General features: G+C 38.4%; 28 protein-coding genes and 1 riboswitch. Of the genes, 10 read left to right on the top strand and 18 right to left on the bottom strand.

Going from position 1 to position 26,780, the window contains the following annotated elements; translation table 11 throughout:
* Positions 1-12: 12 nt before the first annotated feature.
* The 3 genes from H6G57_RS05315 to H6G57_RS05325 form a co-directional block, all read right to left on the bottom strand.
* The gene (locus H6G57_RS05315) at positions 13-2,154 is read right to left on the bottom strand and encodes a cation:proton antiporter (RefSeq protein WP_190516622.1); all 2,142 of its coding nucleotides are present in this window, start codon (positions 2,152-2,154) and stop codon (positions 13-15) included.
* 266 nt (positions 2,155-2,420) lie between these two features.
* Positions 2,421-2,571, bottom strand: a riboswitch (cyclic di-AMP (ydaO/yuaA leader).
* 109 nt (positions 2,572-2,680) lie between these two features.
* Positions 2,681-3,529, bottom strand: coding sequence for a M48 family metallopeptidase (locus H6G57_RS05320; protein ID WP_190516623.1), 849 nt, complete (start codon positions 3,527-3,529; stop codon positions 2,681-2,683).
* Positions 3,530-3,775: 246 nt separating this feature from the next.
* Positions 3,776-7,324: a Calx-beta domain-containing protein gene (locus H6G57_RS05325; RefSeq protein ID WP_190516625.1), complete on the bottom strand. Its 3,549-nt coding sequence runs from the start codon at positions 7,322-7,324 to the stop codon at positions 3,776-3,778.
* Between the two features lie 391 nt (positions 7,325-7,715).
* Between H6G57_RS05325 and H6G57_RS05330 the strand changes: the two genes are divergently transcribed.
* Positions 7,716-8,147 carry a hypothetical protein gene (locus H6G57_RS05330; RefSeq protein ID WP_190516627.1) on the top strand — a complete coding sequence of 144 codons (432 nt, stop codon included), beginning with the start codon at positions 7,716-7,718 and terminating at the stop codon, positions 8,145-8,147.
* A gap of 43 nt (positions 8,148-8,190) precedes the next feature.
* Here H6G57_RS05330 and H6G57_RS05335 read toward each other — a convergent pair whose 3' ends face one another.
* The 5 genes from H6G57_RS05335 to H6G57_RS05355 form a co-directional block, all read right to left on the bottom strand.
* Complete coding sequence (locus H6G57_RS05335) at positions 8,191-8,802, bottom strand: Uma2 family endonuclease (protein ID WP_190516629.1); 612 nt, start codon at positions 8,800-8,802, stop codon at positions 8,191-8,193.
* A 143-nt stretch (positions 8,803-8,945) separates the two neighbouring features.
* On the bottom strand, positions 8,946-9,842 hold the full coding sequence (locus H6G57_RS05340) for an alpha/beta fold hydrolase (RefSeq protein ID WP_190516631.1): 897 nt from the start codon (positions 9,840-9,842) through the stop codon (positions 8,946-8,948).
* A gap of 147 nt (positions 9,843-9,989) precedes the next feature.
* A complete protein-coding gene (locus H6G57_RS05345) occupies positions 9,990-10,205 on the bottom strand; it encodes a hypothetical protein (protein ID WP_072716837.1) in 216 nt (71 codons plus the stop codon).
* A gap of 292 nt (positions 10,206-10,497) precedes the next feature.
* Entirely contained in the window at positions 10,498-12,483 is a 1,986-nt protein-coding gene (locus H6G57_RS05350) for an FHA domain-containing protein (protein WP_190516632.1), read from the bottom strand.
* A 33-nt stretch (positions 12,484-12,516) separates the two neighbouring features.
* The gene (locus H6G57_RS05355; RefSeq protein ID WP_190516634.1) at positions 12,517-13,053 is read right to left on the bottom strand and encodes an FHA domain-containing protein; all 537 of its coding nucleotides are present in this window, start codon (positions 13,051-13,053) and stop codon (positions 12,517-12,519) included.
* A gap of 236 nt (positions 13,054-13,289) precedes the next feature.
* Between H6G57_RS05355 and H6G57_RS05360 the strand changes: the two genes are divergently transcribed.
* Entirely contained in the window at positions 13,290-14,159 is an 870-nt protein-coding gene (locus H6G57_RS05360; RefSeq protein ID WP_190516636.1) for an NAD(P)-dependent oxidoreductase, read from the top strand.
* 107 nt (positions 14,160-14,266) lie between these two features.
* Here H6G57_RS05360 and H6G57_RS05365 read toward each other — a convergent pair whose 3' ends face one another.
* From H6G57_RS05365 to H6G57_RS05375, 3 genes are all read right to left on the bottom strand, one after another.
* Positions 14,267-14,980 carry a hypothetical protein gene (locus tag H6G57_RS05365; protein ID WP_190516638.1) on the bottom strand — a complete coding sequence of 238 codons (714 nt, stop codon included), beginning with the start codon at positions 14,978-14,980 and terminating at the stop codon, positions 14,267-14,269.
* Positions 14,981-15,186: 206 nt separating this feature from the next.
* On the bottom strand, positions 15,187-15,627 hold the full coding sequence (locus H6G57_RS05370) for a hypothetical protein (protein ID WP_190516640.1): 441 nt from the start codon (positions 15,625-15,627) through the stop codon (positions 15,187-15,189).
* 41 nt (positions 15,628-15,668) lie between these two features.
* Positions 15,669-16,070, bottom strand: coding sequence for a response regulator (locus H6G57_RS05375; protein ID WP_072716897.1), 402 nt, complete (start codon positions 16,068-16,070; stop codon positions 15,669-15,671).
* A gap of 455 nt (positions 16,071-16,525) precedes the next feature.
* Between H6G57_RS05375 and H6G57_RS05380 the strand changes: the two genes are divergently transcribed.
* The 8 genes from H6G57_RS05380 to H6G57_RS28865 all read left to right on the top strand — a co-directional run bounded on the left by H6G57_RS05380 (position 16,526) and on the right by H6G57_RS28865 (position 20,864).
* Positions 16,526-16,783, top strand: a complete 258-nt coding sequence (locus H6G57_RS05380; protein WP_190516641.1) for a hypothetical protein — start codon at positions 16,526-16,528, stop codon at positions 16,781-16,783.
* 5 nt (positions 16,784-16,788) lie between these two features.
* Entirely contained in the window at positions 16,789-17,202 is a 414-nt protein-coding gene (locus tag H6G57_RS05385; protein WP_190516643.1) for a hypothetical protein, read from the top strand.
* A gap of 191 nt (positions 17,203-17,393) precedes the next feature.
* The gene (locus tag H6G57_RS05390) at positions 17,394-19,085 is read left to right on the top strand and encodes a DUF262 domain-containing protein (RefSeq protein WP_190516645.1); all 1,692 of its coding nucleotides are present in this window, start codon (positions 17,394-17,396) and stop codon (positions 19,083-19,085) included.
* 194 nt (positions 19,086-19,279) lie between these two features.
* Complete coding sequence (locus H6G57_RS05395; protein WP_190516646.1) at positions 19,280-19,528, top strand: hypothetical protein; 249 nt, start codon at positions 19,280-19,282, stop codon at positions 19,526-19,528.
* A complete protein-coding gene (locus tag H6G57_RS05400; RefSeq protein ID WP_190516648.1) occupies positions 19,525-19,941 on the top strand; it encodes a type II toxin-antitoxin system VapC family toxin in 417 nt (138 codons plus the stop codon). Before H6G57_RS05395 ends, H6G57_RS05400 begins: the two co-directional genes overlap by 4 nt.
* A 147-nt stretch (positions 19,942-20,088) precedes the next feature.
* Positions 20,089-20,448, top strand: coding sequence for a hypothetical protein (locus H6G57_RS05405; protein WP_190516650.1), 360 nt, complete (start codon positions 20,089-20,091; stop codon positions 20,446-20,448).
* Positions 20,445-20,639, top strand: a complete 195-nt coding sequence (locus H6G57_RS28860) for an HNH endonuclease (RefSeq protein WP_242048872.1) — start codon at positions 20,445-20,447, stop codon at positions 20,637-20,639. The genes H6G57_RS05405 and H6G57_RS28860 overlap by 4 nt, the downstream gene beginning before the upstream one ends.
* 30 nt (positions 20,640-20,669) lie before the next feature.
* Positions 20,670-20,864, top strand: a complete 195-nt coding sequence (locus H6G57_RS28865; protein ID WP_242048873.1) for a hypothetical protein — start codon at positions 20,670-20,672, stop codon at positions 20,862-20,864.
* Between the two features lie 200 nt (positions 20,865-21,064).
* Here H6G57_RS28865 and H6G57_RS05415 read toward each other — a convergent pair whose 3' ends face one another.
* The 7 genes from H6G57_RS05415 to H6G57_RS05445 all read right to left on the bottom strand — a co-directional run bounded on the left by H6G57_RS05415 (position 21,065) and on the right by H6G57_RS05445 (position 26,661).
* Positions 21,065-21,451, bottom strand: coding sequence for a type II toxin-antitoxin system VapC family toxin (locus tag H6G57_RS05415; RefSeq protein WP_190516651.1), 387 nt, complete (start codon positions 21,449-21,451; stop codon positions 21,065-21,067).
* A 1-nt stretch (position 21,452) separates the two neighbouring features.
* Positions 21,453-21,677, bottom strand: coding sequence for a hypothetical protein (locus H6G57_RS05420; RefSeq protein WP_190516653.1), 225 nt, complete (start codon positions 21,675-21,677; stop codon positions 21,453-21,455).
* 96 nt (positions 21,678-21,773) lie between these two features.
* The gene (locus H6G57_RS05425) at positions 21,774-22,172 is read right to left on the bottom strand and encodes a type II toxin-antitoxin system HigA family antitoxin (protein WP_190516655.1); all 399 of its coding nucleotides are present in this window, start codon (positions 22,170-22,172) and stop codon (positions 21,774-21,776) included.
* Entirely contained in the window at positions 22,156-22,458 is a 303-nt protein-coding gene (locus tag H6G57_RS05430; protein ID WP_072716850.1) for a type II toxin-antitoxin system HigB family toxin, read from the bottom strand. Before H6G57_RS05430 ends, H6G57_RS05425 begins: the two co-directional genes overlap by 17 nt.
* Positions 22,459-22,706: 248 nt before the next feature.
* Positions 22,707-25,682 carry an L-glutamate gamma-semialdehyde dehydrogenase gene (gene pruA / locus H6G57_RS05435; RefSeq protein WP_190516657.1) on the bottom strand — a complete coding sequence of 992 codons (2,976 nt, stop codon included), beginning with the start codon at positions 25,680-25,682 and terminating at the stop codon, positions 22,707-22,709.
* A gap of 138 nt (positions 25,683-25,820) precedes the next feature.
* Complete coding sequence (locus H6G57_RS05440; protein WP_190516659.1) at positions 25,821-26,243, bottom strand: hypothetical protein; 423 nt, start codon at positions 26,241-26,243, stop codon at positions 25,821-25,823.
* Complete coding sequence (locus tag H6G57_RS05445; RefSeq protein ID WP_190516660.1) at positions 26,197-26,661, bottom strand: hypothetical protein; 465 nt, start codon at positions 26,659-26,661, stop codon at positions 26,197-26,199. Before H6G57_RS05445 ends, H6G57_RS05440 begins: the two co-directional genes overlap by 47 nt.
* Positions 26,662-26,780: the final 119 nt, after the last annotated feature.

Below are 26,780 nucleotides of genomic sequence, written 5' to 3' on the forward strand. Positions count from 1 at the left end.
TAAATGACAAGGTTAGGTATTAATCGGTTGCTGTAATAATGATTCGATGTGAGACGTGACTTGAGAATAACTCCGAGTAATCAGTAAAGATGAATAACAGTCTTGAGCTAATTGATCGGTATACCGTCCTAAAGTTTGTCGTTCAATTCCCCAAGTGCGGCTGGTGCCTGCAATGGTTAAATCTACGGTTTTTGAAGCTTCGATCACCGCTTGAATGGGATTAGTTTCTTGCAGTCGAATCAGTTGTAAACGGGATTTAATTCCGGTAGGTAATACATCAATCATATTCCGTAATTCATAGCTTAATTCTTCTTCGGGTTCATTGAATGTCACTAGAATTTTTAAGCGACAATTGGGGTCATTAAACATCATTCTTAAGGCTAAAGTCAACCCTAAATCATCGTGAATATTAGAAGCATAAGCCACTAATAAAGACTGAATGTGTTGCTGTTCTTTATTGACAAATACGGCGACATCTGTGGGAGAATTATTCAAAATTTTACCAACTCTTCCGCCTAAACGATTATCACTGAAGGCGGGACGATGCCAACCCACTAATATTAAATTAGCTTGATCGGCTAGGGCAATTTCTCCGGTTTCTTTCGCCACATCATGGGCAATGCGAATAATAGGATAAACCCCTTGTCTGAGTTCCGGGGGATCTAAACTTTCAATTAATTCTTCTAAGCGTTTTTGTTGTTCAGAAATTAAACGATTGGCTTCATCAGGGGTGCTTTGAAATAAATAATCTTCTTCTAGCTCTACTAAACTTAAAGGATGAACTACCGCAGGAGGTTTTCCCGCAATGGCTAAGGCTAATTTTAATAATCCTTTTTGAGTGTTGGGATTGGCAACGGGAACTAAAACTCGATAGGATGGATTGATAGGTTGAGGACTAATCGGTTGAAGTTCGGGTTCAATCACATCGAGTTTAATTAACTCTTTGGGATAGGTCATTTCTAATAAGGGCGAAGTCATAAAAGTTGTGACTAATGCCATAATCACTAACAGGGTAAAAAGTAATGGTGAAATCACCCCAAAACTTAAGCCAATATTCAGAACAATGAGTTCGGTTAATCCCCTCGTATTCATTAACCAACCTAACGCGGAGGCTTCTCGTTTTTCAATCCCACTCACTCGCGCAGCGGCATAAGTTCCGACATATTTGCCAATAATTGCAACCGCAATCACTAACCCGCATAATAACCACAATTCAGGACGATTCAGTAAGCCGATTTCTGTGCGTAATCCACTGTAAGCAAAGAAAATTGGCAATAGGAAAATTAAGACAAAATCCTCTGTTTTTTCAGCTATCTCTCGGACTAAACCTGGATTTTTTGGCATCACCGCCCCGACTAAAAAGGCTCCAAAAATCAGGTGAATTCCAATCAGTTCTGTAATTAAGGCAGAAGCGACTACCCCCATATAAATCCAAGCTAAAACCCATTGGGTGAGTCGCCCTGTGCGTTGATAATGGACGGAGAGTTTTTGTAATAACCACCGTCCTGCGGTTACCATTAAAATAATATAGAGAATTGATTCAATAATGGTGGGAAATGCCCCTGATATACTGTTTGTTCTTGTCACCGCGATCGCTAAGGCTAATAAACACCAAGCGGTGACATCATCAACGGCGGCACAAGTTAACGCTAAGGTTCCTAAACGGGTTCCTTGTAAATTATTTTCTGTAATAATTCTCGCTAAAACAGGAAAGGCAGTAATCGATAATGCTGAACCTAAAAATAAAGCAAAGGCTGTAAATGAAACACTATCATTAGAAACAATTGGATAAAGAATTAAGGCTGAAGAAATCCCTAATGCAAAGGGAACTACAATACTAACGTGAGAAATTAAAACCGCCTTTTCTAGTTGTCCACTCAAATATTTAGGGTTCAGTTCCAACCCTATTAAAAACATGAAGAAAATCAGTCCAATTTCGGATAAAACATTCAAATAGGACAGAGTTTCAGGGGGGAATAAAGCGGTCATCACATTAGGGGCAATTAACCCTAATAAAGATGGGCCAAGCATAATTCCAGCAATAATTTCTCCAATCACTAAAGGTTGTTTAATTCCACGACAGACTAACCCCATTAATCGGGATAATCCAATCACTATTAAGACTTGCAAAAGAACTAAAATTGCAGGGTGCATAGTCAGCCTCAAATAGGACAAAAAGAAAGTTAACAGGAATTAATAATTAACCCCCGCACTCGTTAAATTTGTGGATAACCGATTTATGCTGGGATTACCCAAAATCGGTAAACCCCAACACTCAGCCATCTGCATGACTTTCGTACACCTTGGAAAGTGTGTCTTACCCCACGATTCAACACTCTTATGGGTTGAATGTTATTGAATAACAGAGCCTTGTTGTTTAGAATCCTGGTGAGGGCGATGATAAAAATTCTGCCGATCAACAGTCTTCTCTCACAGCCGACGGGGTTAGCTGACGGGCTAGGACTGAGAGATGTCCTTCTCGACAAGAGTAAACAATCGAAGATAAGCCCCTAAAAATGGTTCCCCCGTTCCAACTCCATTAAAAAAGAGTGGATTAGGCTGACTGACTCTACTTAAAAAGTTACCATACCATATTAATTGAATTTTGTCTATTCCTACTGATCAAAAGTGCCCTGAACTTTACATTCAAGGCACTAGGGGTTCGATTAATTGGATGAAGTTAAGATAAAATCCGTTCAACCGTGGCACGATAGGAATTACTATCTAATCCATCCCCGGAATTAATAATACTTGGATCTAACAGTTGTTGCATTGCAGAAATGCGATCGCGGGTAGCGGGGTGAGTGCTGATAATCGTTGGGGGAGACCCACTTTTTAACAGTTTAGCCATAAAATCTACCGCCCCTCGTGGAGCATAACCTGCACGAATTAATGTTCCTAAACCCATGCGATCGGCTTCATATTCAGCTTCACGACTTTTGGGACGGTTTAAGGCGAGTTCTACCCCAATTTGAACTATTTTATTTCGATCTACTCCGGCGACGGTCGCCACTCCCGCAGCAACAGCAGCTTGGCGCATTTGTTTAATCGCATGACGACCCGCAATATGTCCGATTTCATGGGCTATGACACTGGCTAATTCTGCTTCATTAGCGGCGGCGGTAATTAACCCGGTATGAATATAAACAAACCCTCCCATAGTGGCAAAAGCATTAACATTAGGATCATCAATCACTTGAAACCTATAGGGAAGATTGGGGCGATCGCTGGCTTGGGCTAAACGTTGACCAATTTGATTAATATAGTTTTGAGCTTCGGGGTTGCGAAATAATCTAACTTGCTTGGTGAGTAATTCTTCATTAATTTGCTCTCCAATTGCTACTTCTTGACGGGCTGATAAATTCGATAATTGGATAACTTGAATTCCCCGAAAAATTAACTCTGGTAAAGGAATTGCTAAAGTGGCAACCGTTGAACTTAATAAAATACTTACAGTAACGGTTATTGAAATTAAAGGATACAACCAACGATGACGGAAAAATCGGCTCATTGAAAAGCGTTTTAACATAGTGAGTGCGTGTGAGAATTCACAGGTTAGAGGTAGAAAATAAAAACGTAAGGAGACTTAAGTTGATAGACGCATAGACGCAGATTATAGAAACCGGGTTTCTAACCGTTATCTGTGAGTCTCCATCAAGTTTTATGGAGAAACCCGGTTTCTGAGGGTTTCTGTTGGTGGAGTCTAAGAAACCCGGTTTCTAACCGTTATCTGTGAGTCTCCATCAAGATTTTATGGAGAAACCCGGTTTCTGAGTTAAACCGACCAAGTGGCTAAATAAGCATCATTTCCCCCTAATGGATTAGGATTAATAGCATTAGTTGTTGTGGGAACAGAGGGTTGTGTTACTGTCCCAAAAATCACCGCTTGACCCTTCGCAACGGTAAAACCATTTATAGTTCCTTTAGCGCCATCTGCATCACCTGTTTGGGTTAAGGGAGTCCAGAATTTTCGGACAGTATAATCAGCCGATAATCCTAACACGGCCATTTCTCCCAAGGTATAAGCACCAACGGGTTGACTATTAATGGTTTTAGTCGGACGATTTTGCAATTGAAACGCCGAAGAACCTCCTATATATACATTACCAAATTCATCAGCCGTGATGGAATTGGGGGTAAAACTATTTGCTCCTGTGCTGGTGCGGGTAACAATAAATTGACCTTGATCTATTGTTCCCGTATTGGGATTAATCTTGCTATGGAACGTGAAAGCTCCTGCACCCGCACCGGAGAAATTATTAAAAGAATCTACATTAACTAGGGTGGCTAAGGCTTGAGTAATATTTTGACCATTGCGTTGAAAAACGTTATTTCCGCCATCAGTTCTTCCTAGGAAATAAAGCCCTCCATCTTGACCAATAGTAATCCGTTCTCCGCGTGTATCTGCCCCTAAATTTTGTCCGGTGACTTCAGCCGCAGTAAAGTCCCAGGTTTTCCATAATAAATTCAACGAAGAATCAAACCCTCGTAAAAAGGGAGTTTGTAAGATACTGCTAACTTGATTATACCCCGTCACAAAGACTTGCTTTGTTGTTGGATCAATCGCAATATCCGCCGGATTAACATTGGTTCCGGTTAAGGTGGTACTCGTTAATAAGGTTCCCGTTGGGCTCCATAATGTTACGGTATCGGTACTATTATTTAAGGTGGCAACTGTACCATCATTAGCGATCGCTACTCGATTAAATGTACCCGGTTGTGACCATAAAACAGTATTAGCAGTGGGGTTATAAACTTTAATACCAAAATCCCCAACGGCGACAATTTCCCCACTATCTCGATCCACATCTAAATCATTAACAAGACCGCCTAACGGGGTATTGGATAAGGGAGCAGTATTGCCATTTTGTAACCGTTGAATTTCTCCAAATCCGTTAAAATTACCCGCCACAATAATATTATTGTCAACGGGCGAAATTTCTACCGATGCTGCACTATCACTTCCCGTTGTTCCCAAATAGGTTGCACTATTTAAGAGGAGATTATCGCTGGGATCATTATCAACAATTTGTAAGGTAGCCGTGTTTTGGGTTCCTAATGTTGCCGTTCCTGCCGTTAGAGTTAAGCCTAAATTAAGGGCTTCTGTCGGTTCAAAAACTGTATCGTCAATCACCGGAATTGTAATTGTTTTTGAAGCGATATCTCCATCAGCAAATGTCACCGTTAAGGGAGTATTGTTATAATCTGAAATAGCCGTTGCTGTTCCATCCGTTGGGGTAATTTTTGCTGTAACTAAACCGCTACTTCCTCCCGTGCGGTTAATCGTAATGGTGTTAATAGGTGTACCATTTTCATTAATACTAAAATTTGCACGACTAAAGGAAATAATACCCGAATTTGCAATATCATTTTCTACAATTGTAACCGTAGAAGTGGCTGGGGTTCCTAATATCGCTCCTCCGGTAATATTACTCAAACTTAAATTAAAGGTTTCATTCCCTTCAACTAAAGTATCATCAATAATATTCACCGTAAAGGTTTGATTGGTTTCTCCCGCAGCAAAGGTTAATGTTCCTGATGTTGCAGTATAGTCATTTCCCGCGATCGCATTTCCATCACTGGTGGCATAATTCACCCCAATAATTCCATCGGTTCCACCCGTTCTATTAACAGTAACGGTAGCTGTTCCCGCATTTTCATTAATATCGATGTTGCCAATACTAAAGGCTAAGGTTCCAGGGTTTGTTAAGACATCATTGTCTAAAATTGTTAAGGTTGCACTCGATTGAGTTCCTAATATAGCAGTCCCAATCAGATTACCTAAACTTAAAGCAATCGTTTCATCTCCTTCAACTACAGCATCATCAACAATAGGAATGGTAACAATTTTAGGTGTTATATCTCCCTCAGTAAAGCTAACAGAAATGGGGCTATTATTATAGTCATCGGGGGTGGTTGCTGTACCATTATTAAGGTTAACTGTAACGCCCACATTTCCCACACTATTTCCTGTCCGAGTTACACTCACATTGACTTGAGGTGTGCCATTTTCATTAACACTAAAGTTAGCCGCACTAAACCCTAAGATACTCAGAGGTGCTGGTGTGGGACTCGGTGTTGGTATTGGAGTCGGTGATGGCGTCGGTGAGGGTGTAGGTATTGGGGTTGGGTCGGGAGTGGGACTCGGTGTTGGTATTGGAGTCGGCGATGGCGTTGGTGAGGGTGTAGGGTCAGGGGTGGGACTCGGCGTTGGTATTGGAGTCGGTGATGGAGTCGGTGATGGAGTTGGTGAGGGTGTGGGGTCAGGGGTGGGACTCGGTGTTGGTATTGGAGTCGGTGATGGAGTTGGTGAGGGTGTGGGGTCAGGGGTGGGGTCAGGGGTGGGACTCGGCGTTGGTATTGGAGTTAATGAAGGTGTGGGACTTGGCGTGGGTACAGGTGTGGGGTCGGGTGTGGGACTCGGTGTTGGTATTGGAGTCAGTGATGGCGTTGGTGAGGGTGTGGGTACAGGTGTTGGATCGGGGGTTGGTGATGGTGTAGGATCAGAAGCTTTAAAAATAAAGTCATCAGAACTGAGACTATTGCTATTTACATTTTTAAGAATTGCTAAATATTCATTAGAATTTTTATCCTGAATAATCGTATCATTCCCGTAGTTTCCAGTTCCCTGAGTAATATTCAAATCACTAAAGGTCAAACCTTCTAATAATCCAATAGAATCTTGATTGAACGTAAAATCTTCAATAATATCAGCCTCAGTTAGAGCAAATCCCCCCATCGTTTTACCAATATAAAATTGATCATTTCCCTCTCCACCCGTTACCGTATCTGCACCCAAATCTCCATAAAGAATATCATCTCCTAAATCACCGAATAATTGATCGTCACCCTCTCCACCCGTAACGAAATCATTCTCTTTTCCCCCATAAATTCTATCGTTATCCTGATTTCCAAATAATGTATCTGCACCGCGATCGCCCAATAAAAGATCATCTCCTTGATCCCCAAAAATCAGATCAGAATCTTGACCCCCGGCTATAGTATCGCTATCTTGACCCCCATAAAGACTATCATTTCCTTGATTACCAAAAATTAGATCCGCTTGTTGATTTCCTCCTAAAATATCATTCCCTTCTAAACCATAAACCGTATCATTTCCACCTAAAGCAAAAATATTATCCTGAAAGAGTGTACCTATAATTAAATCAGTATTAGCGGTGGGTAAAGAATTGATTTCAGGAGTTGAATTTCTTCCCAGAGGAAGATTAAACCCCAAGGAAGAAGATAAGGTTTGAGGATCGGGAACCATAACCAAAAGCGGACTGAAGAATAAATTTCCTGAATTGAAAGTGTCAAGACTCATGATCAAATTTTCCTCTCAAAGACTCAGAATGCCTATACCATTTATTCGAGATTTATCCTATTAATCAGGAAAATATTTAATCCCACTTGATTAAAAATATAAATAATTAAAATTCGGTTAAATCCTCAGCTAGAGAGGGATAGACAAAAGTTTAAAGATGAGTTGCTGCGATCAAAAGTTCCACAAATTAAATTATACTTGAGGATAATAATTATGTCTTAAACGTGATTTAATATACATCATTTTTTGAGCTAACCGTATTTTTAAGGATACTGAGTTATCATTTGCATTGGCTATTCCTCAAAAATACTGATTTTATTAACCCTTTGTCTCAAAACTTGCTACTGATAACTGATAAAATATAATCTTAGTGAAAGTCAGTCGTAAAACAATGATTAAACTTGATAGCAATCAACCCAGTTTAGAAAAACCAAGTTGGCAAAGTCAGTTAGATCGGTTTGTGGAAGCTCATCGCCCGGAATTAGCAGCTTTAGCTTGGGGTTTGCGTTTACAGTGGGGTGAACAACCCGATACCCTAGGAATTGATCTCAAACCCACCCCCCATTTTGTTGCTTGTCCGAAATCTGCTATTGAACAACTCAATGTAAGTGTTGAAAATCGTTTACAAGAACTCTTAGGAATTGTAGATGGATATCAACCGGAAAAAGAAGTCATTTTGATTGGAATTGGTTTTGATCGTGTCAAATTAATTTATTTTGAATCTAATCCCACTCCCCCTGATTGTTTTGAACAGATTGGAAAAGATGTTGATACATTATTAAAAGAGTTAGAAGATTCTATGAATCAAATGATAAAATTGTAGAATTTGATCGGGTTTTTGGTGTGTTTCTTTTCTACGGTTTAATTTAAAAAGTAATGCGACGATAGACTTCAGCCACCGGAAATTCCACATTTAAGCTATGGAGACGAATTGACTGATCCAAACGATCATAAACCTGCCATTGCCAGCGATCATTGCTGTTGTGTTCAAGATTGTAATATTGCTCAATATAGGGTTCCGTCTGGCTGACCAGCAAATATTCTCTAAAACTGCCAATAGAGCGATATTTTCTAAACTTATCACTCCGATCATAAGCCTCAGTAGAAGGCGATAGGACTTCAACAATAAAAATAGGATTGAGGATTTCATCGGTACGATTGCTGTTCAATTCGGGTTGACCATCAACAACCATCAAATCAGTATAAGTTCCGCAAGAATATTCGGGAATCCAAACACGCAAATCGCTATTATACAAACGAAAATCCGTATCCCTGAGCAAAAAACCCAGGTAAATTAACAAGTTACTTGCGATCGCACTGTGAACTTCCGAACCTCCCGACATCGTGATTATTTCTCCATTAAAGTATTCGTGACGTTCTTCGGAAGTTTCCTCAATTGCCCGATACTCGTCGGGAGTGAAACCAGTGGTTTTTGTCTCTGGAGTAAGGTTTGGTGGGCTGGTTTGGGTAATAACCATGATCGCACCTCCATGATTGTTTTCAGATTATATCTCTACCCTACAACATCGAACAACTGACAGAAGATTAGCTTTTTAGATACTGTTGCTCTCCCTTCAGTTGCCAGAGGTAGGCTCTCCGGTGAGGGAAGCCTAACCTATACCTAGGGAGTTGACTTTCTGGCAAAATCTAAAATATGTTGTGCAGTAATTTGAGGTTGTTCTAAATGGGGAACATGACCCGAATTTTTAATCCAAATTAATTGAGAATGGGGAATGGCTTTTTCAAATTTATAAGCATCAGCCGTTCCTAATATTTTATCATTATCTCCCCATAAAATCAAGGTCGGTTGTTGAATATCATTTAACTCCTTACCAAACTTTCCATATCCTCCCGTTTTGCTAAAGCGAATTAAGGCTTGATTCCAGCCCATCGCTTCTAAATGCAAAGCAGCACAAAGTTGAGCATCTAAAGAGGCAAAGCTTTTATCAAAATAAGCACTTTCGCTAATGGCTTGACGAACTTTAGGATTTCTCAAAAATTCTGTCGCTAAATAATCAAAGGGAGGTAATAAAAATTTCCCCATCACTGGCCCTGGTTTCATTCCAGCACTATCTAATAATACAATAGATTTCACGGCTGCGGGATACCATAAGGCAAAATCTAACGCAACTGCACCCCCCATTGATGCCCCAACTAAAATAACAGGTTGATTAATTAAGGTTTCCCAAAAGGAATATAAATGCGTCATAATTTCCGAGCGCTTAAACTGAAATTCGGCGCCCCGTTCTGTGAATCCAAAACCTAAAATATCTAAGCTCCAAGTTTCTTGTTCTGTGGCTAACAACGGCAATAATCGCCGATATTCAAAAGAAGAACTATCAAACCCATGAATTAATAAAATGGGGGTTCCTCCCGTTCCTTGATGAATATAGATTGTTTGAATCGGTTGCTCTCGTAGAGGGGTAGAAATTGCCTTACATTTGAGATTTTGAGCAAAAGCAATAGAAGTTGCTTCAGTTAACCTTTGTACAGACTGGGGTAGAAAACTCGGAAACATATTCAGTCGCAATGATGGTCTGTTTAATTCTATAGCAGGGAACACCGAACAGGAATGGAAAGATTTTTTGATGTTAAAAAATTAGAGCCATGTTTTGGGTTTGTCGAGTTCACAAAACATAGCTCTATTGTTGATTTCAGGTTGAATTTAGGCAAGTGCAGAGACTTCATTCACGATTTCAATTTTTCCACGAAGGAGCGATCTCAACATCCGATCAATACATCGGCGTTCTTCTTCAGATAAGGATTCGTCTAAAATTGCAGCCATCAATCCATAGCGGTCAGCTTGGGTTAAGGAATGGGTATGGGCTGTGGTTGCCAGCATTTCTATAATCGCACCGGGTAAAAGATTAAGGTTAGGCATCATGGTTAGAGATTGAACTCGACACTTTTATCATCCCCGATTTGTCAAATTAGAGTGGTGATTGATTAACGTTGCGTAGGTGATTTTTCGGAAACTATCTTGTGATTGATATCACTTCCGGGGATTTTGGCCCTCATCTTCTCTAAAATAAAGATTATATTGCCCGGTCTTCCTCAAAAGATTACGCTTTGTTAAGCGACCTGGGGGGTTACACCCATCTTTGAGCTATACTCAAGATCATAAGTAGATGCACCCTGGCAAGCGCCCTTCATTCGTTGGGCGTGTTTTTTTATTAATTAGGGGGTTGATTATTAACCCATTTGAACCATTGCCACAGGGAGCGCCATCCGGTCAATTTGCGTAAGCCCGGTGTTGAAAGAGAAGCTAAATTTTCAACAGAAACTAAGGCAGCATATTGTAACCCTAAAAAGCTATCGACTGCCGCATAGGGCCCTCCTAACGTTATTGCCCCGGCGGCATAAATGCGACCTCCTAACCGATCTTCAGAATCCTTAGAATTTCGCATTTCTACTAATTCAAAATCATTGGTAACACTCAAGCGTCCCAAAGCATTTAAGGGGAGATTGTAATGGGTTACTAAATCATTTAATAAAGGATTTGTATTGACTTTTGCATCTAATCCGGTAGCATCAATAATAAAATCGGCTTCCAACTGAAGGTTAGCATTTAACCCCTGTTCTCGAATGGTGGTTAACGTGCGACCGTTAGGCGTAGGTTCCACTCGTTCAACGGTTCCAAATGTAATCCGATACCACCCTTGGCGCAGTCCTTGATTAACAATATTTCGCCAATCTTTTCGGCGGGCTGTAGTTGTTCCTCCCCACTGTTCTAAAAGCTTTAACCGATCTTGAGGGTTAGCGGCTTCTAATTGTTGGCGTAAGTCACCTCCCCAAGATGCTTTTGGCCAGTTAAAAGGTTGAAATTCAAAATGATTTTCAACGGTTCGTTTTGCCTTTTCAAATTGATTTCCTTGGGCTTTTGGCGATCGCATTAAATGAAGAATTTGGATTTGAGAATTTTTCTGTCTAGCTTCATAAAGTCGCTGTAAAATTCGAGAAGCAACAATCCCACGACCCCTAATAATTACTGTGCCCCCTGATTGTTCTAACTGCTGATAAATATAGTCATGATTTTCATAGGCATTCACAACAGTTTTAAAATCTTTTGTTTGTTCTCGATACGCTTGTAAATCCGGGAGAAATTGAATGGCGGGATAGCCCGTGGCAATCTGAACATATCTAGCGAGGATAAAGCCATGATCTCGACGATTTTCGGTGGAACGGGAATAGGCGATCGCATAACGGCCATCGGTCAGTTTCCGAATACTTTTGACTCGTCCATAACGATACATTTGTGACCACTGAATTCGATTTGCTTCGCGATCAATTGAATTAAAAACATTTCCTGAACGGGGGGTATAGGTTTCGGCAAAGGTGGGTTCTGCAAACACTTGCCAAAGCAGCTTTAAAGCTGTTAAAAATTGCCCTTGTCCGGCTTCTGTATAAGCTTCCCGTAAGGCATAACTCGGCCATCCCCAAATATTATCGGGACAAGAATCAGAGTTTGAGCGTAACCGTTCCTGGGGAGGAATTTGAGAATTTAAACACAATTGTTGATAATGGGTATAGGGTTTATTATCTATCCCTAATGCCATAATTTGATTCGATTTAACTCCAGAAATTCTTAATAAATCTACCCAGATAAAACTTCCTAATCCTGCCCCAATTGTGAGATAATCGATTTCATCAATTTGTAATCCTAGGGTTTGTAATTGTTGTACAGAAATTTGTAAGGAATTCACAAAAGATGGAGGCGGAAAACTTTCTCGATTTGCCGATGAAACTGTGGGGGCTGAGAGATCAGTATCAGGTAATTTCGTAGGTAGAGAAAAAGAAATTTGAGATGGGTTTTGAGGGAGATTATTAAAAGAATTGGTGACTAAAGAAAGGGTAATATTATAGTGAGCAATTTGTAAGAGATCTCCATCTTGAAGCAGACAACGGGTTTGAGGAATTCCATTGACTAAAATTCCATTGCGGCTTCCCGTATCCGTTAACATTAACGTTCCGTTTTCCCAGGTAATTAACCCATGAAAACGGGATACTCTTTCGCCATTTAAAACAAGACGAGAAACTCGTTCTCCATTAACCGTAGAAGGCATTCGTTCAAAAACCCGTCCTAATGCAATTGGAGGCGTTAGAACTGGGGTTCGCCATTCTCCTGTTTCTAAGTTTTGCCAACTCAGTCGAATTTGCATCCGTTTTTTAGTTTTGATTTCGAGGGTTATAGTTTAATGTTCAGTGGATAAAACCACACTAATTGCTGAGGCTAACGACGTTCCACACCAAGGGCACCCTGAATTTAACTGTTGATAAGAGGAAACGCGATCGCATTTGGAACACTGTAAACCATATTGTACAGGATTTGGATAAAAAATTGCTTGAGAGTTTGGTTCATTCGGGGAAAATAATTGGGTTGGGGGAATTAAAAAAGGGCCTAAAGAAACGGCACTGACTTCCAGTTGTTGCTGTCCTAATTGGATCTGGCTCCCAAGGGTTAAAAGAACTTCATCCGTTATTAACTTTTGATGATTAATTAAAGGAGGATTTGTGTCTCGTAAATTTTTTAAATAAAAATTATGTTTAGCTTGATTAAAATAAATTTCAATATGTAATCCTGAAACCGTTGGATGGGATAATACAATATCGCAGCGTGTTGGATCTCGTCCAATGCGAACAATTCCGGGATGTTGGCTGGGGTATTGATCATTCAGGGTTTGGGTACAGGAGTGACCCGCTTCTGTCCAAGTTAGGGTTAATTCGTTCATGGGGATTAATCATTAAAATAACGATTTCTATTTCGGTTGACTGAATGGGATTTCGGGTGATTCTTAATTTTCAATTTTATCCTAGTCGGCTGATTCAAGGAATCTTGTTCATAAAAAATAATGTAAAATAGGATCATCAGGATGTGAGTCTAATTAATCAGAAGGGAAAGACAGCGATCACACTTTTATCCTAAAGCTAATAATATTAATTCATTCAATTTTAATTTTCAACTGTCATGAATAAACTATTAATTACAGGAGCAAGCGGTTTTTTAGGATGGCATCTTTGCCAACTGGCTCAAACTCAATGGCAAGTTTATGGGATTACCCATTCTAAAGCTATTAATATTAATAATATTAATTTAATTCAATCCAATTTAACAGATGAGCAAGCTCTTAAAACTCTATTTCAAGAGATACAACCGGATGTAGTGATTCATGCTGCGGCTCAATCTCAACCCAATTTTTGTCAACAATATCCTGAACTATCCCATCAAATTAATGTTACAGTTTCCCTTCTAATTGCTAACTTCTGTGCAGAATTAAATATTCCTTGTGTATTTACATCAACAGACTTAGTTTTTAATGGGTTAAATGCACCCTATCGGGAAACTGATCCGGTTTCTCCAGTGAGTTATTATGGAGAGCAAAAAGTATTAGCTGAACAGGGAATGTTAGAACGATACCCCAGAACAGCAATTTGCAGAATGCCGTTAATGTTTGGGAATGTTCCTTCCCATGCAACCAGTTTTATTCAACCGTTTATTCAAGCTCTAAAAGACGGAAAAGAGTTAAAGTTATTTGTCGATGAATTTAGAACGCCCGTAAGTGGAACAACGGCAGCTAAAGGATTATTATTAGCCTTAGAAACGACTCAAGGAATTCTTCATTTAGGCGGGAAAGAACGTATTTCTCGTTATGAATTTGGCAAACTCATGGCTGAGATTTTAGAGCTTCCTGCTGATTTGATTAAACCTTGTTCTCAAGCAGAGATTAAAATGTCTGCACCCCGTCCCCCGGATGTTTCTTTAGAAAGTTCTAAAGCGTTTAATTTAGGATATCAACCCTTATCTATTCGAGAGGAATTACAACTTTTAAACCGTTGATCATCATCAAATTTCACGTAGAGACGTGCCATGGCACGTCTCTACACTAGACTGCTTTCTATCATCTTGAAGTCCTGGGATAATTAATGATATTCTGCTATAATAGTTTAAGCAGGAATGATCGATGATTTAGAATACCCTTGTAATTGAAGTTTAGCTACCTCCTGAACTTGAGGATGAGGGTCAAGGGCGAGGGTTTTTAAGACAGAAATGGGGGTATTGGGGTGTTGAGCGATCGCATATTTAACCAACCAAGAATTAGAATATTGAACCTGTTCTATTATTGTTGATAAGAGTGATGGAGACGTTTGAGAATGTAATAAAATAATCGCACGAATCACCGGAGGGGAAGTTTTAGCATAATAGGCAATTAAATGCCCTACTCCTTCTGAAGTTTGAGCTAAAGATTGAGCAGCAATTGTCCGAATTTGGGCTTCAATATCATATAATAACCCCTGTAAAATTACCCTTGGGGTCTGGGAATGAGCCGCTAATAACAGACGAGTTTCATGGGAACATTCTGATAGTTGTTTCCCTAATAGCCCAGGTTTATTACAATCAGTAGCAATTTCTAATATATCCCAAAAATGATTTTTTTTTGCTAACTTTTTAAGGGGTGCTTCCAACAAGCTTAGTGATGGTTTTAAATAGCGAATATTATTTACTCTTCCGTTAAGATTTAATCCATCAATAATAAAATCAGGGAGTAACTCTAGTTGAAATAACTGATCTAAATAATTGCTATCTTCAGACCCATTGTGATAGAGTTCTGCTCGATCAATTAATTCTTTTTTTACAGATTCATTAAACCCTGACATCATAATACTACCCCTTTGTGTGATTAGAATTCATAAGAATGGTGTTAAATTTAGAGGGAAGATGAAGAATAAAAAACAAGGATTATTAGAGGTACAAAATTCTATATTTAACCTTTCAATACCACTAATTTAGTGTGAAATTGAGGACTGACGGGATTAAATTAAGGGGGAGATGGAGGAAATTCAGGCTTCCCTGATTTCTCAGTGAATCAATGAGGATTTGATGAAAGTTTTAATACAGCTAAAACATTGGGATTTGGATGGTTAGCCGCCCATTTAAAAAAACTATCTGGGGCTGTCTTAAACTGAACCAAAAGACGAATTGTTGAGAGGGGAATTTGACGTAATAATGAGGAATCTGTTGAACATAAAATCGAAAACTGAGGATTACTCAAAACCGGTTTAGGAAACTCATTGAGTAATTCAATTAAGGTTTCTCCAGGGGTATTGGGATTTGTCGCAACCAGATGGCGAGTTGCCACGTCCACACTCATTCCCAAGGCTTTTAACACCTCTGGGGGGGCATTAGAATTATTGGCAACCAGTCGCGCTAATTCTATATTTTGTTGAGCAAGTTCGACTAAACGTTCGCCAGAAGTTGTCGGGTTTGCTGCTTCATGTTGAAGAATAATGCACTCTGGTAAGATCATGATGTTGACAACGTTTAGGGGTTAAAAAATTAACATCACCTTTAATCGTCTACAGGTAATTTAGATTTAATTTGTTCGACAAAGGCTTTATGATCAACAACAGGTTTAGGAATATAATCATCAGCACCACTTTGGGCTAAAAAGTTTTCTCGATCACCTGTTGTCGCATGGGCAGTGACTAAAATAACGGGTAGTTTTGCTGTTTCTGGGTTGGCTTTTAACATTTGGGTAATTTTAATCCCATCAACGGCTTTCCCGTCGTAATAACTATTCGTTAAAGACACATCCATTAAAATTAGATCGGCTTGTTTATTAACCGCCATTTGCATCACGGTTTCCACATCTTCGGTGTGTTTAGCCACTAACCCACCCCGTCTTGTTAAAATTCGTTCAAAGACTTTCCAATTAATAATATTGTCTTCAACCACCAAAACGGTTCTCATCATGGTCTTGCCCCTCCAATAAACCCAATTTCATCTATCCATCTATACCTTAAGTGTGTTCTATAACCGTCAAACCGTCGATAGGGATAAGTTCAGGAGTTTTTAAATTCTTGATCTGACAGGATACAATCTTTCTCAGCAAGTCAGGCTAGAAAAGGATAGAAAAGTTCAGGATTGCATCGTCACAAAGACGTGGAATAGGTATTTTCTATGTTAAGCGGGTGGGGGGAAATTTTCTCTTGAATTGTTAAAAGATCCTAAACACACTGCGTTTTATATTGAAACGTGCTTAGAAGAACAGCATCCTTCACGATTAATAGTGATACTTGTAGGAAGCAATAATAATTTATTCCTTTGTGACTACGAACATTTTAATATAAATAGCGATCACTATCTATTTGGATTGATCATCAAGGGATATAATGGAGAACCGAAAAAAACTTGTAGCCTAGCTCATGACACAACCTCCTAACGAATCAGAGGTACAGAGGAATAAATGGTCACATCTTAATCAATTTGAACGAAAATATCTAAAACAGGTAATTCAAGCTTATGATCAGATTATGTTAGAAATCAATGATATTGATGAAGTGCTGTTACGTCATGAGGTGTTAGAATCAGAGTTAGTGATCAACCAAGGAATAAATCAACTGGATGCACACCAACTTGCTCAAGCTCAGTATCCTTGGTCTGTATTAATTAATCAACGTTAAAATCTATGAACACCTTATTAGAAAATAAATTTTTACAAGCAATCAATATTTGCCAATCTTTAACAGAGTGGAAATCTAAACCCACTGATTTAACCTTTCAAGCCATTGAACTATTTTGTGAGGTTGCACAGTCTCCGAGTCATTTTTTACGTTTAGCAAAAAACTATTCTCAAGAAACTCAATTAGCATCCCAAGCCCTATATGAATATGCTACAACTGTTGATAACTGGCGAGTTGATTGTGAATTGGGATTTGGAGTTAAAGATCATTGTACAATTCTAAACTTCTTTCTAAATATTTATACTCATGAGTTTCAGTATTTTACAGGAAATTTTAACAGTCCTGAACAAATTAATGAACTACTTCAGGATTGGAAAACAATTGATTTAACGTCACTTTTATTAATCTCCCAATATTAATAAATATGGCAAAGGTTAATCCTTATTGTGTTTTTTCAATATCCCAAACCGGAATAGGTGCTAAATGTCTTTAGAAATATGAAACAAGCTATGGATGAAATATTTTAGGATAATTTCCGTATTTATACTGATGACCTAGCTTAGAATGATATTATATCATATGTAGATAGTGGAATTAAGGATTATAATCAATGAGTACCGTAAAAATTCATGGTGCAGAATATTCTATTAGCAAAATATTTAGTGATGATTTTGTATTTAGTATTCCTGCTTATCAACGTCCTTATGCTTGGGGAACTAAGCAAGCTGGAGAATTGTTAGAAGATTTATTAGAATTTTTAGGAGAAGGTAGTCAGCCAATTGAAAATATTAACCCCTACTTTCTTGGTAGTGTTGTATTAATCAAAGGGGATACAGCCGATGCACAAATTATAGATGGTCAACAACGCCTTACTACTCTTACAATTTTGCTAGCAGCTTTGCGAGAGTCTCTCTCTTCAGAACAAGCTAAAGATTTGAATATATTTATTTATCAAGAAGGTAATAAAATTAAAAGGACTCCTGATATTTACCGTCTTAGCTTACGAGATAAAGACAAAGATTTTTTAAAAAAATATATTCAACATGAAGGAGGAATTAACAAAATTAAAGAATTAAATGATGCAAATTTAATTGATAGTCAAAAACGAATTAAAGAAAATGCTATTTTATTTTTAGATTCTATTGAAAAGATTTCAGAAGAACGGCGATTACGCCTGGCTCAGTTTATTGTTAACAAATGCTTTCTAGTTGTAGTTTCCACTCCAGATCTTGACTCAGCGTATCGAATATTTTCTGTTTTAAATGATCGAGGGTTAAATCTCACAAACGCAGATATTTTTAAAGCAGATGTGATTGGTCAAATACCAGAACTAGATGAGCAACAACGCTATAGTAAAAAATGGGAAGATATTGAAGAAGATTTAGGTCGGAGTGAATTTGAAGATTTATTAAGTTATACCACCACCATATATAAAAAAAATAGAAAAGCAAAAAATATTCTTGAGGGATTGCGTCAGCAAATTAAAGAGCAGGATGTTTGTAAATTTATTGATGAGACTTTAATTCCATTTTCTGATTCTTTATATTATATAAAAAATTATGCTTATGTAAATAACGATAAAGAGGTAGAGAAAAAAATTAATAATTATTTTAAATGGCTATCTCGAATAGATAATTCTGATTGGTTGCCATCAGCTATTTTGTATTTATCTCGTTATCCCGATAAACCCGACTTACTCTTACGTTTCTTTTCAGATTTAGAACGCCTTGCAGCAGGGCTTCTGATTCAGCAAATATCCGATAAAGATCGTGGAATTCGCTACGGGCAATTACTAAGTTATATAGAGGAAGAGAAGGACATATATGACGTAAATTGCCCACTTCAGCTTAAACAAAAGGAGCAAAAAGAAATACTAGATATTTTGGATGGTAATATTTACCAGCAAAATAAAAAAGCGTGTAAATACGTTTTACAACGATTAGATTCTGCTCTTGCGGAAGGAATAGCATCATACGATCTCTCTAATATTACAGTAGAACATATTTTACCTCAAAATCCTGCTGCTAAAACTAATTGGTTAAGTTGGTTCCCTAATCAAAAGCAACGTGACAAGTATGTTCATCGGTTGGGTAACTTAGTTTTGCTTTCCCGAAAAAAAAATAATCAGGCAGGTAATTTTGATTTTCAGGATAAAAAAGAACAATATTTTACAAAAACAGGGGTTTCAACATTTGCAATAACTGTACAGGTTCTTAAAGAAAATGTTTGGACTCCTCAAATTATTGAAAAACGTCAAAAAGAATTGATTAATACTTTAAAAATAATTTGGCGATTAGAATAAAATTAAAAATTAGGATGTAAAAATTGAGTAATTTTTTTTGAACGAGTTATATAACTATTAGGGTATCATAAGGCGATCGCTATTTTTAAAATGGTGATCGCTTTTCTGACTGGGTTTATGTGTAGGAATGCGATCGCCTATTATACAATTTACTAAAATGCTATAATAATGTTACGTTTATTAATAAAAACACTATGGCAACCAAAGAAGTAATTCTACAAGAATTAGAACAAATTACCCCTTCTCAACTGGATGAGGTATTAGATTTCATTCGCTCTCTTAAGCAAACTGTTAAACCGACTGAGAAAGCTTATAAACCCATTTGGGAAGTCGCAGATGATATTATTAAAGATATTCCTGAAGAAGTTATAAGTCAATTACCAAAAGACGGGGCAGAAAATCATGATTTTTATCTGTCTAAAAACATCGAGCAAGAATTATGAAAACTCTTTTTGTCGATACGTTTTATTGGGTTGCTTTAATTAATGTGGCTGACTCATGGCATCAGACTGTCAGAAATTATAGCCGCAATCTCAATAATATTAAATTGGTGACAACAGAAGAAGTATTAATAGAAACGATTAATTTTTTTGCCTCTTTTCCATCCCCTATGAAAAAAGCAGTTTTTCGGTTAATTACCCAAGTTATCGCTGATCAGAATATAACTATTATTTCTCAAAGCCATGAATCTTTTACCGGAGGTTTAGAATTATTTAGTCAACGATTTGATAAAGGATACAGTTTAACAGATTGTATTTCTATGGTAACGATGAATCAACTTAATATTACTGAAGTTTTAACCCATGATAAGCACTTTCAACAAGAAGGTTTTATCATTTTATTTAAGCAGAGTTGAATTATCAATTGCGATCGCCGTTTACCTTAAAAAGAATGATCGCTTTTCTGAATGGGTTCATGTGTTGGAATGCGATCGCCTCTGATACAATTTACTAAGATGCTATAATTAACTTACATTTCTCTTTAAGCGTTGCAAAGCTCGATCATGCAGATTAAAGTCGAAGTTCCCGATGAATTGGCGATGCGGTTAAGTCCACTGCAAGAGCAGTTAACACACATTTTAGAACTGGGTTTGCGGGAATGGAGTGCAGATGCTCAATCTGGATTTTCTGGGTTGGCAGATGTATTAGAATTCTTGGCAAATCTTCCCACTCCAGAGGAAATTTTGGCGTTGAAGCCGTCGGAAGCATTACAACAACATATTAACAATTTGCTAGAAAAAAATAGAACCGTTGGGTTGACGGCTGAAGAGGAACGATCATGGCAACAATATGAATATATTGAACATTTGGTGCGGGTGGCTAAGGCTAAAGCATTGCTAAAACTTAACGCAGCTAAAAAATGAGTAAGGCTTATGTTTCTGCTGCTCTCAAACGCTTGGTTTGCGATCGCGCTAATTTTGCTTGTGAGTATTGTTTGATGCCAGAAATTTCTGTTTTTGTACCCCATGAAATCGATCATATTATTGCAGAAAAGCACGGTGGACAAACGAACGAAAATAATTTAGCATTGGCTTGTACAATCTGCAACAAATAGAAAGGAAGCGATCTGGCTTCAATCGATCCCATGAATGGGGAAATTGTAAGATTATATAACCCTCGTCGTGATCGCTGGCGGGAGCATTTTAAATTAGAAAAAGGCGAAATTATCCCGTTAACTGCGATTGGACGAGTGACAGTAAAATTGTTACAAATAAATCGTCCAGAGCGAGTTGAGGAACGAAAGCTACTATCACAAGCAAATATTTTAGATGTTCCATAATTCTAATTTTATAATAGGGAAAAGCTTAACTTTTTAATAGTCGTCACGGTATTCCATATTAATTATACGCGATCGCCCTTTTTAAAAAAGCGATCGCTTTTTAATGCGCTAAAGCGCAACAACGGGGTTATTCGACGCATTCAATGGGGGCAAAACCTTGACGTTGAATGTTTTTGGTAATATGACGGCGTTCATTAAAGTTAAGGATAAGGTAACAAATTTACTTCTGTAATAAAACGATAATCACTCTGATTTTTAGTGAGGAGAGGGATATCAAAACTAATGGCTGTTGCAGCTATTAACGCATCAGGAATCAATAAACCATGACTGAGGCGGTATTGTCTCAATAGTTCAATAGCTTGATCTGAAATAGATTCATTAATTTTAAGAATGCCATAGCTGCTTAAAAAAACAGTTAATTGTTGCTGTTCAGATTTATTACGGCAACCAACCATTAATTCCATCTCCGTTACCACACTAATTGACAACAAGGCTGTTTTGGATTCATCTTGAAGTCGATTAATAGCGGGTTCGATTCCCCGAAATACATCAATTAAGATATCTGTATCGATTAAAATTTGCTTCATGCTAACCCATCCATTCTTGCTTTCTCATTTGACGAACCCATGCTGAACTATCTTGTAAATCTTCTCGATCTTTCCACATTCCCACACAAGGATCATCTTTAATGGAAATAAAAGACTTTTGAATGGAGGGTTGTTGACTGGCTAATTGTTTTTCTAGGTTTTGTCTTTCTTCGGGTGTTAATGAAGAAATAATTTGAACTAAAGAATCGATGAGTTTATGGTTCATATTCTTTCAATTCCTCAATAATCTTATATTAATTATAGCGCGATCGCTCCCTTGTTTTCACACTTCAGGGCTACGAAAGATTGAATTAAAATTTAATTAAATAAATAAGTTGATCGAAACTTGAAAATAATCAGCCAGTGCTTTTGCTTGCATTTTACTAATAGAACGTTTACCATTAACAACTTCAGAGACAACATCACTTGAGCCAATAGCACCAACTAAATCCTTTTCACAAGTTCCACTCATTTCCATCAAATGTTGTAAAATCTCGTAGGGTGCAGATTCATCGATGGGATACTGTTCTGATTCGTAGGTTTCAACTAACTGAACCAGCAATTTTAATAACGTTCGTTCTTCAGGGGTGCGAGTTTTAGCAAAGGTTAATCGTTCAACAATAGCTAAAATCCGATCATACTCCTCCTCCGTTTCAATCACTTGAGGAGTGACTTCAGCTAACAGATTGCTATAAACAGTTTTATCAATAGTAAGGGTCATTTTTCCACTTGCCTTTGTCATATTCGGCATGAGTCAGAAAATATTTGTAGTAAACGATCTGTTCTTCGTAGTCGATACCTACAATTAATCGATAATTGTTACCTTTGATGTTAAATACAGTAAAATTACTCACTGCTTCAGCATCTCGGTAAATTTTACGAACATCTTCTAGGTTCTTCCAATTGGCTTTTTTGACAACTGCATACCAATCATCAATCTGCTTTTTGACATCAGGATATTTTGCAGTATCAGTACGAAGATTCCGTATTGAAATTAAATGGAACATAATGTTTGAAATTTATAAAAAATTGTTTCATCCGCTTCTCCCTTTGTTTATTTTTTCTTATTTTAATTTTATCATTTATTTAATCTATCGTCAAGTCTTTACAGTTATTAATGATCACTTGTCTCATTAGGGTTTCCTGGTTTTTTTATGATTATAGCGCGATCGCCCTTTAAAAAAAGCGATCGCCTTCTACCACACTATAGTCAGGACGGGGAAACCCCGCCCCTACAGAGAGGATTAAAGTGCAGTTATTCAACCCCTTCAATGGGGGCAAAACCTTGACGTTGAATGTTTTCTGTGATGTGACGAGGTTCTAAGAATTGTAATAAATAATCGGGGCCACCCGCCTTAGAACCGACACCGGAAAGTTTAAATCCACCGAAGGGTTGACGGGAAACAATAGCCCCCGTAATCCCTCGGTTAATATACAAATTTCCCACTTCAAATTCAGTTTTTGCCTTCTGAATATGGGACGGAGTTCTGGAATATAAACCCCCCGTTAATGCAAAATTAGTGCCATTGGCAATATCCAACGCTTCCTCAAAATTTTGAGCTTTAATCACCGCTAAAACGGGGCCAAAAATTTCCTCTTGGGCGATTTTTGCCGTCGGTAAAACATTAATAAAAACCGTTGGCCCCACAAAATAACCTGTTTCCGGTGTAGCAACTTGAATCGCTAATTCTGCTTCTTGTTTGCCAATCTCAATATATTCTTTAATCTTCTGTTGAGCATTAGCATCAATCACCGGGCCAACCTGGGTACTCGGTAATACCGCATCCCCCACATTTAAAGACCGCACCGCCTCCGTTAACCGCTTCACAAACGCCTCATAAACAGGTTCTAACACCACCACACGGGAACAGGCGGAACATTTTTGACCCGTATAGCCAAAGGCAGAATACACAACACCTGCCACTGCTTGGTCAAGGTCGGCACTTTCATCAACGATAATGGCATTTTTGCCGCCCATTTCGGCGATCACCCGTTTCAGGTGTTTTTGTCCGGGTTTCAGCAGTGCCGCTTCAGCATAAATCCGGCATCCCACCTCCTGAGAACCTGTAAAGGTAATCATGTGAACGTCCGGGTGCTGTACCATGTAGGAACCCACCGTTGAGCCTTTTCCGGGGACAAATTGGAACACACCCGCCGGAATTCCCGCATCCACTAACACTTCGGTAATTTTCGCGGCGATCACCGATGACACTTCCGCAGGCTTCAATAACGTACAGTTCCCCGTGACTAAGGATGCGACCGTCATCCCAACGGGAATGGCCAGGGGGAAATTCCAGGGGGAAATAATGACGGAAATTCCACGCGGCTGATAGTTATAACGGTTGGTTTCGCCAGCAGTGTCATACTGGTAGCCCTGATCTAACCGTTCCATTTCATCGGCATAATAACGACAGAAATCAATCGCCTCGGACACTTCCGCATCCCCTTGATGGAGGGGTTTTCCGACTTCAAACGCCATCCACGCACACAACTCCGCCCGCCGTTGTTCAAACAGTTCGGCGGCTTTCCGTAGCACACCTGCCCGTTGTCGGACTGGAGTATGTCGCCATGCTGGAAAGGCAGCTTTCGCGGCTTGAATGGCAGTTTCCGCTTGTTCAACGCTAATTAACCCAACTTTCCCCACAATTTCTGAGGGGTTAGAAGGGTTTAAGGAGTCTATTATTTGGGCAGTATTAACATATTGACCATTAATTAATGGGTTGTAAGCTTGTCCTAATTGTTGACGTACAATTTCTAACGCCCGTAACCCTTTATCCCGTAATGCAGCATTAGAAAAATCCGTATCGGCTGAATTAGGAAATACGGGTTTCCAAGTCTCAAAAATATTGCTATTGGGGTTATCTTTGGGGGGAGATAATAACTCTTCAACGGGGCGATTTTCTGAACTTTGACGCACAAAAGAACTATTGGCTGTATTTTCTAATAACCGCCGAATTAAATAGGACATTCCGGGTAATAAATCCCCATAGGGGCAATACATTCTCACCCGATATCCTTTCTGCACTAAAGCTTTAGCGAGTTGGTCGCCCATGCCATATAAAACCTGCATTTCAAAGGCACGACGAGGTACATTTAGGGTTTCTGCAATGGCGATCGCTCTGGCTTGAGAACGGACGTTATGGCTACCAATAGCCGAATAAATATATTGATGATTTTCTAACATCAATTGAGTCAACCGTTCAAAATTAGCATCCGTTGCCGCCTTATCATTATAAACAGGTTGGGGCCAGTCATTTTGCATGGCTTTAATGGTTTCTTGATCCCAATAAGCCCCTTTCACCAATCGCACACTAACGGGATAACCTCGTAATTTTACCCATTCTATAATGCCTTCTAAATCCTTTTGAGACTCTCGTAAATAAGCTTGCACCGTCATGCCAATATCAGTTCTGGTGCGGAATTCTTCTTCCATCAACAGATTTTTTAGAATGCTGAAGGTTAAATCTTTATAGGCGTATTGTTCCATATCAAAATGCACCGCCGCCCCCAATTCTTTCGCCCGACGCAGTAAAATTCGGATACGTTCTCCGACTTTTTCTTCACTTCCTTTTGCATCTAAGGGGTCAAATTGAGAATAAAATGCCGTTAATTTAACGGAAACTTGAACTTTAGGAATGGGGTTGCCATCGGCTTCATCAATTTGGGGAATAGTTGACCATTTTTTAGCCGCATCGCTGAGACTTTCCATCAATTCTAAATAATTATTTAGATAAGATTGTGCTTCAGTTTCAGTAATAACGGCTTCCCCTAATAAATCAACCGTAAACGCCATTTTATCTTTGCGTAACTGTTCTAAAGTTTTAATAACTTTGGGGATATTAGCACCTGCAATATATTTTTGGGCTAAGGTTTCCACCGCAGGCGCCACCGTTGTCGCTGCTAGTTGTCCGGGGAGGGAGTCAGGGTTCGCAAAATTGAGTAATTTTTTAAGAACATCAGGAAGTTCAACTGCTTCTGTGGTCAGATATTCTTGTAAATGGGCTGCAATTTCAGGTTTACTTCGCAATGCGGGTAAACAATCAATAAAATGGAACAATTGCACTCGTAAACCGGGGTTTGACATTGCCCAGTCCATGAGTTTATCATCAAAGCGCATTTGGTCTTGTAACTGTCCGAACAATGACCGTTTTTTCTCTTGGGTCGCCGCCAAAAGTTGTTTAGCAATCTCTTGTGTTTTGGCTTCGTAAGTGTCAGGATATTGTGCAACCACTGTTTAAAGTCTCCAATTTAAGATAGAGCATGACAAACGGGGGAAAATGTCAGGATATTTTGACAATTCTTTCCCCGCGTTAGTGTTTTGGTTCATTTCTTCTATTGTACGTCTAAAAGGGTGACTGGATTTACAGTATTAAATTAGATTTATAATTTGATTAACAATTCTATCAACATCTTGAATTAATAATCTAGCCTGAGTGATGGTAATTTGCTCATGAGGTGCTTTATAACTATCATCAGATTGAAACTCAGGATAGAGAAACTTTTCTCGATAACCATAGTTATTGATTCGAGAAATAACTGTAGCAATCTTTTTAACATTCACGACATCTGAAAAATATCGCTTACAAAATCGTAAAAACATATTTAATTTGGTTTCATGGTTCATCGGGATAGAACTTTTAAAATGTACGATTACAGCACAAGCAATAGATTCTAAAGCATGATAAACAAGAAAGCCAATCACTTCTTGAATTTCGCTACTAGCAGCAACTAGCTGTTTAGCACTCTCAATATACCGTTGCGCTATTTCTTGATAAATTTTCTTCGCATTCATAGACAATAATTCCCTGTTTCAATTCCTGTATTAATTCCGGTTTAAGATCAGCATAGTTAAAAACATTAAAAATAGGCATTAACAAGAATTCAACATAAAAGTCTGCAAAAACTTCTGATAATTCCCAAACAATTTGATTTTCAGGTTCAAAATTGCCTAAAATCCAAATATTGATTGTTTCCTGTTCATGTTTTTGGATAATGACATGAGGGCTAATTTCTGATCGAGAATAATCTTTATACAAATTTTCAATAATAATTAAATCAATACCATCTAACTGTTTAATGATATTGATTTCAGCAGAAATACTGTTGTTAATCCTCTGATAAAAACCTAGAAAATCATCAGAGTATGATTTCAGGGGAATTGTTAACCCCTTAATTGTATCTTTAATATTTTCTATATCAAGAACAACCATATCAACGCTCCTGATTAAACTAATGTATCTACTCATTATAAACGATAATATCAACCCAATCATTATATACCCTGATACCCTTATGACGGTGCGATCGCATTGTAAGAAGTCCAAGACTT

The organism is Planktothrix sp. FACHB-1365 (genome assembly GCF_014697575.1).
In the GTDB taxonomy this organism is placed as follows: Bacteria; Cyanobacteriota; Cyanobacteriia; order Cyanobacteriales; family Microcoleaceae; genus Planktothrix.

Bases quoted from the DNA above. Each gene is read 5' to 3' on its own strand.
- H6G57_RS05315 (WP_190516622.1), bottom strand. From the start codon at position 2,154: ATGCACCCTGCAATTTTAGTTCTTTTGCAAGTCTTAATAGTGATTGGA.
- H6G57_RS05320 (WP_190516623.1), bottom strand. From the start codon at position 3,529: ATGTTAAAACGCTTTTCAATGAGCCGATTTTTCCGTCATCGTTGGTTG.
- H6G57_RS05325 (WP_190516625.1), bottom strand. From the start codon at position 7,324: ATGAGTCTTGACACTTTCAATTCAGGAAATTTATTCTTCAGTCCGCTT.
- H6G57_RS05330 (WP_190516627.1), top strand. From the start codon at position 7,716: ATGATTAAACTTGATAGCAATCAACCCAGTTTAGAAAAACCAAGTTGG.
- H6G57_RS05335 (WP_190516629.1), bottom strand. From the start codon at position 8,802: ATGGTTATTACCCAAACCAGCCCACCAAACCTTACTCCAGAGACAAAA.
- H6G57_RS05340 (WP_190516631.1), bottom strand. From the start codon at position 9,842: ATGTTTCCGAGTTTTCTACCCCAGTCTGTACAAAGGTTAACTGAAGCA.
- H6G57_RS05345 (WP_072716837.1), bottom strand. From the start codon at position 10,205: ATGCCTAACCTTAATCTTTTACCCGGTGCGATTATAGAAATGCTGGCA.
- H6G57_RS05350 (WP_190516632.1), bottom strand. From the start codon at position 12,483: ATGCAAATTCGACTGAGTTGGCAAAACTTAGAAACAGGAGAATGGCGA.
- H6G57_RS05355 (WP_190516634.1), bottom strand. From the start codon at position 13,053: ATGAACGAATTAACCCTAACTTGGACAGAAGCGGGTCACTCCTGTACC.
- H6G57_RS05360 (WP_190516636.1), top strand. From the start codon at position 13,290: ATGAATAAACTATTAATTACAGGAGCAAGCGGTTTTTTAGGATGGCAT.
- H6G57_RS05365 (WP_190516638.1), bottom strand. From the start codon at position 14,980: ATGATGTCAGGGTTTAATGAATCTGTAAAAAAAGAATTAATTGATCGA.
- H6G57_RS05370 (WP_190516640.1), bottom strand. From the start codon at position 15,627: ATGATCTTACCAGAGTGCATTATTCTTCAACATGAAGCAGCAAACCCG.
- H6G57_RS05375 (WP_072716897.1), bottom strand. From the start codon at position 16,070: ATGAGAACCGTTTTGGTGGTTGAAGACAATATTATTAATTGGAAAGTC.
- H6G57_RS05380 (WP_190516641.1), top strand. From the start codon at position 16,526: ATGACACAACCTCCTAACGAATCAGAGGTACAGAGGAATAAATGGTCA.
- H6G57_RS05385 (WP_190516643.1), top strand. From the start codon at position 16,789: ATGAACACCTTATTAGAAAATAAATTTTTACAAGCAATCAATATTTGC.
- H6G57_RS05390 (WP_190516645.1), top strand. From the start codon at position 17,394: ATGAGTACCGTAAAAATTCATGGTGCAGAATATTCTATTAGCAAAATA.
- H6G57_RS05395 (WP_190516646.1), top strand. From the start codon at position 19,280: ATGGCAACCAAAGAAGTAATTCTACAAGAATTAGAACAAATTACCCCT.
- H6G57_RS05400 (WP_190516648.1), top strand. From the start codon at position 19,525: ATGAAAACTCTTTTTGTCGATACGTTTTATTGGGTTGCTTTAATTAAT.
- H6G57_RS05405 (WP_190516650.1), top strand. From the start codon at position 20,089: ATGCAGATTAAAGTCGAAGTTCCCGATGAATTGGCGATGCGGTTAAGT.
- H6G57_RS28860 (WP_242048872.1), top strand. From the start codon at position 20,445: ATGAGTAAGGCTTATGTTTCTGCTGCTCTCAAACGCTTGGTTTGCGAT.
- H6G57_RS28865 (WP_242048873.1), top strand. From the start codon at position 20,670: ATGAATGGGGAAATTGTAAGATTATATAACCCTCGTCGTGATCGCTGG.
- H6G57_RS05415 (WP_190516651.1), bottom strand. From the start codon at position 21,451: ATGAAGCAAATTTTAATCGATACAGATATCTTAATTGATGTATTTCGG.
- H6G57_RS05420 (WP_190516653.1), bottom strand. From the start codon at position 21,677: ATGAACCATAAACTCATCGATTCTTTAGTTCAAATTATTTCTTCATTA.
- H6G57_RS05425 (WP_190516655.1), bottom strand. From the start codon at position 22,172: ATGACCCTTACTATTGATAAAACTGTTTATAGCAATCTGTTAGCTGAA.
- H6G57_RS05430 (WP_072716850.1), bottom strand. From the start codon at position 22,458: ATGTTCCATTTAATTTCAATACGGAATCTTCGTACTGATACTGCAAAA.
- H6G57_RS05440 (WP_190516659.1), bottom strand. From the start codon at position 26,243: ATGAATGCGAAGAAAATTTATCAAGAAATAGCGCAACGGTATATTGAG.
- H6G57_RS05445 (WP_190516660.1), bottom strand. From the start codon at position 26,661: ATGGTTGTTCTTGATATAGAAAATATTAAAGATACAATTAAGGGGTTA.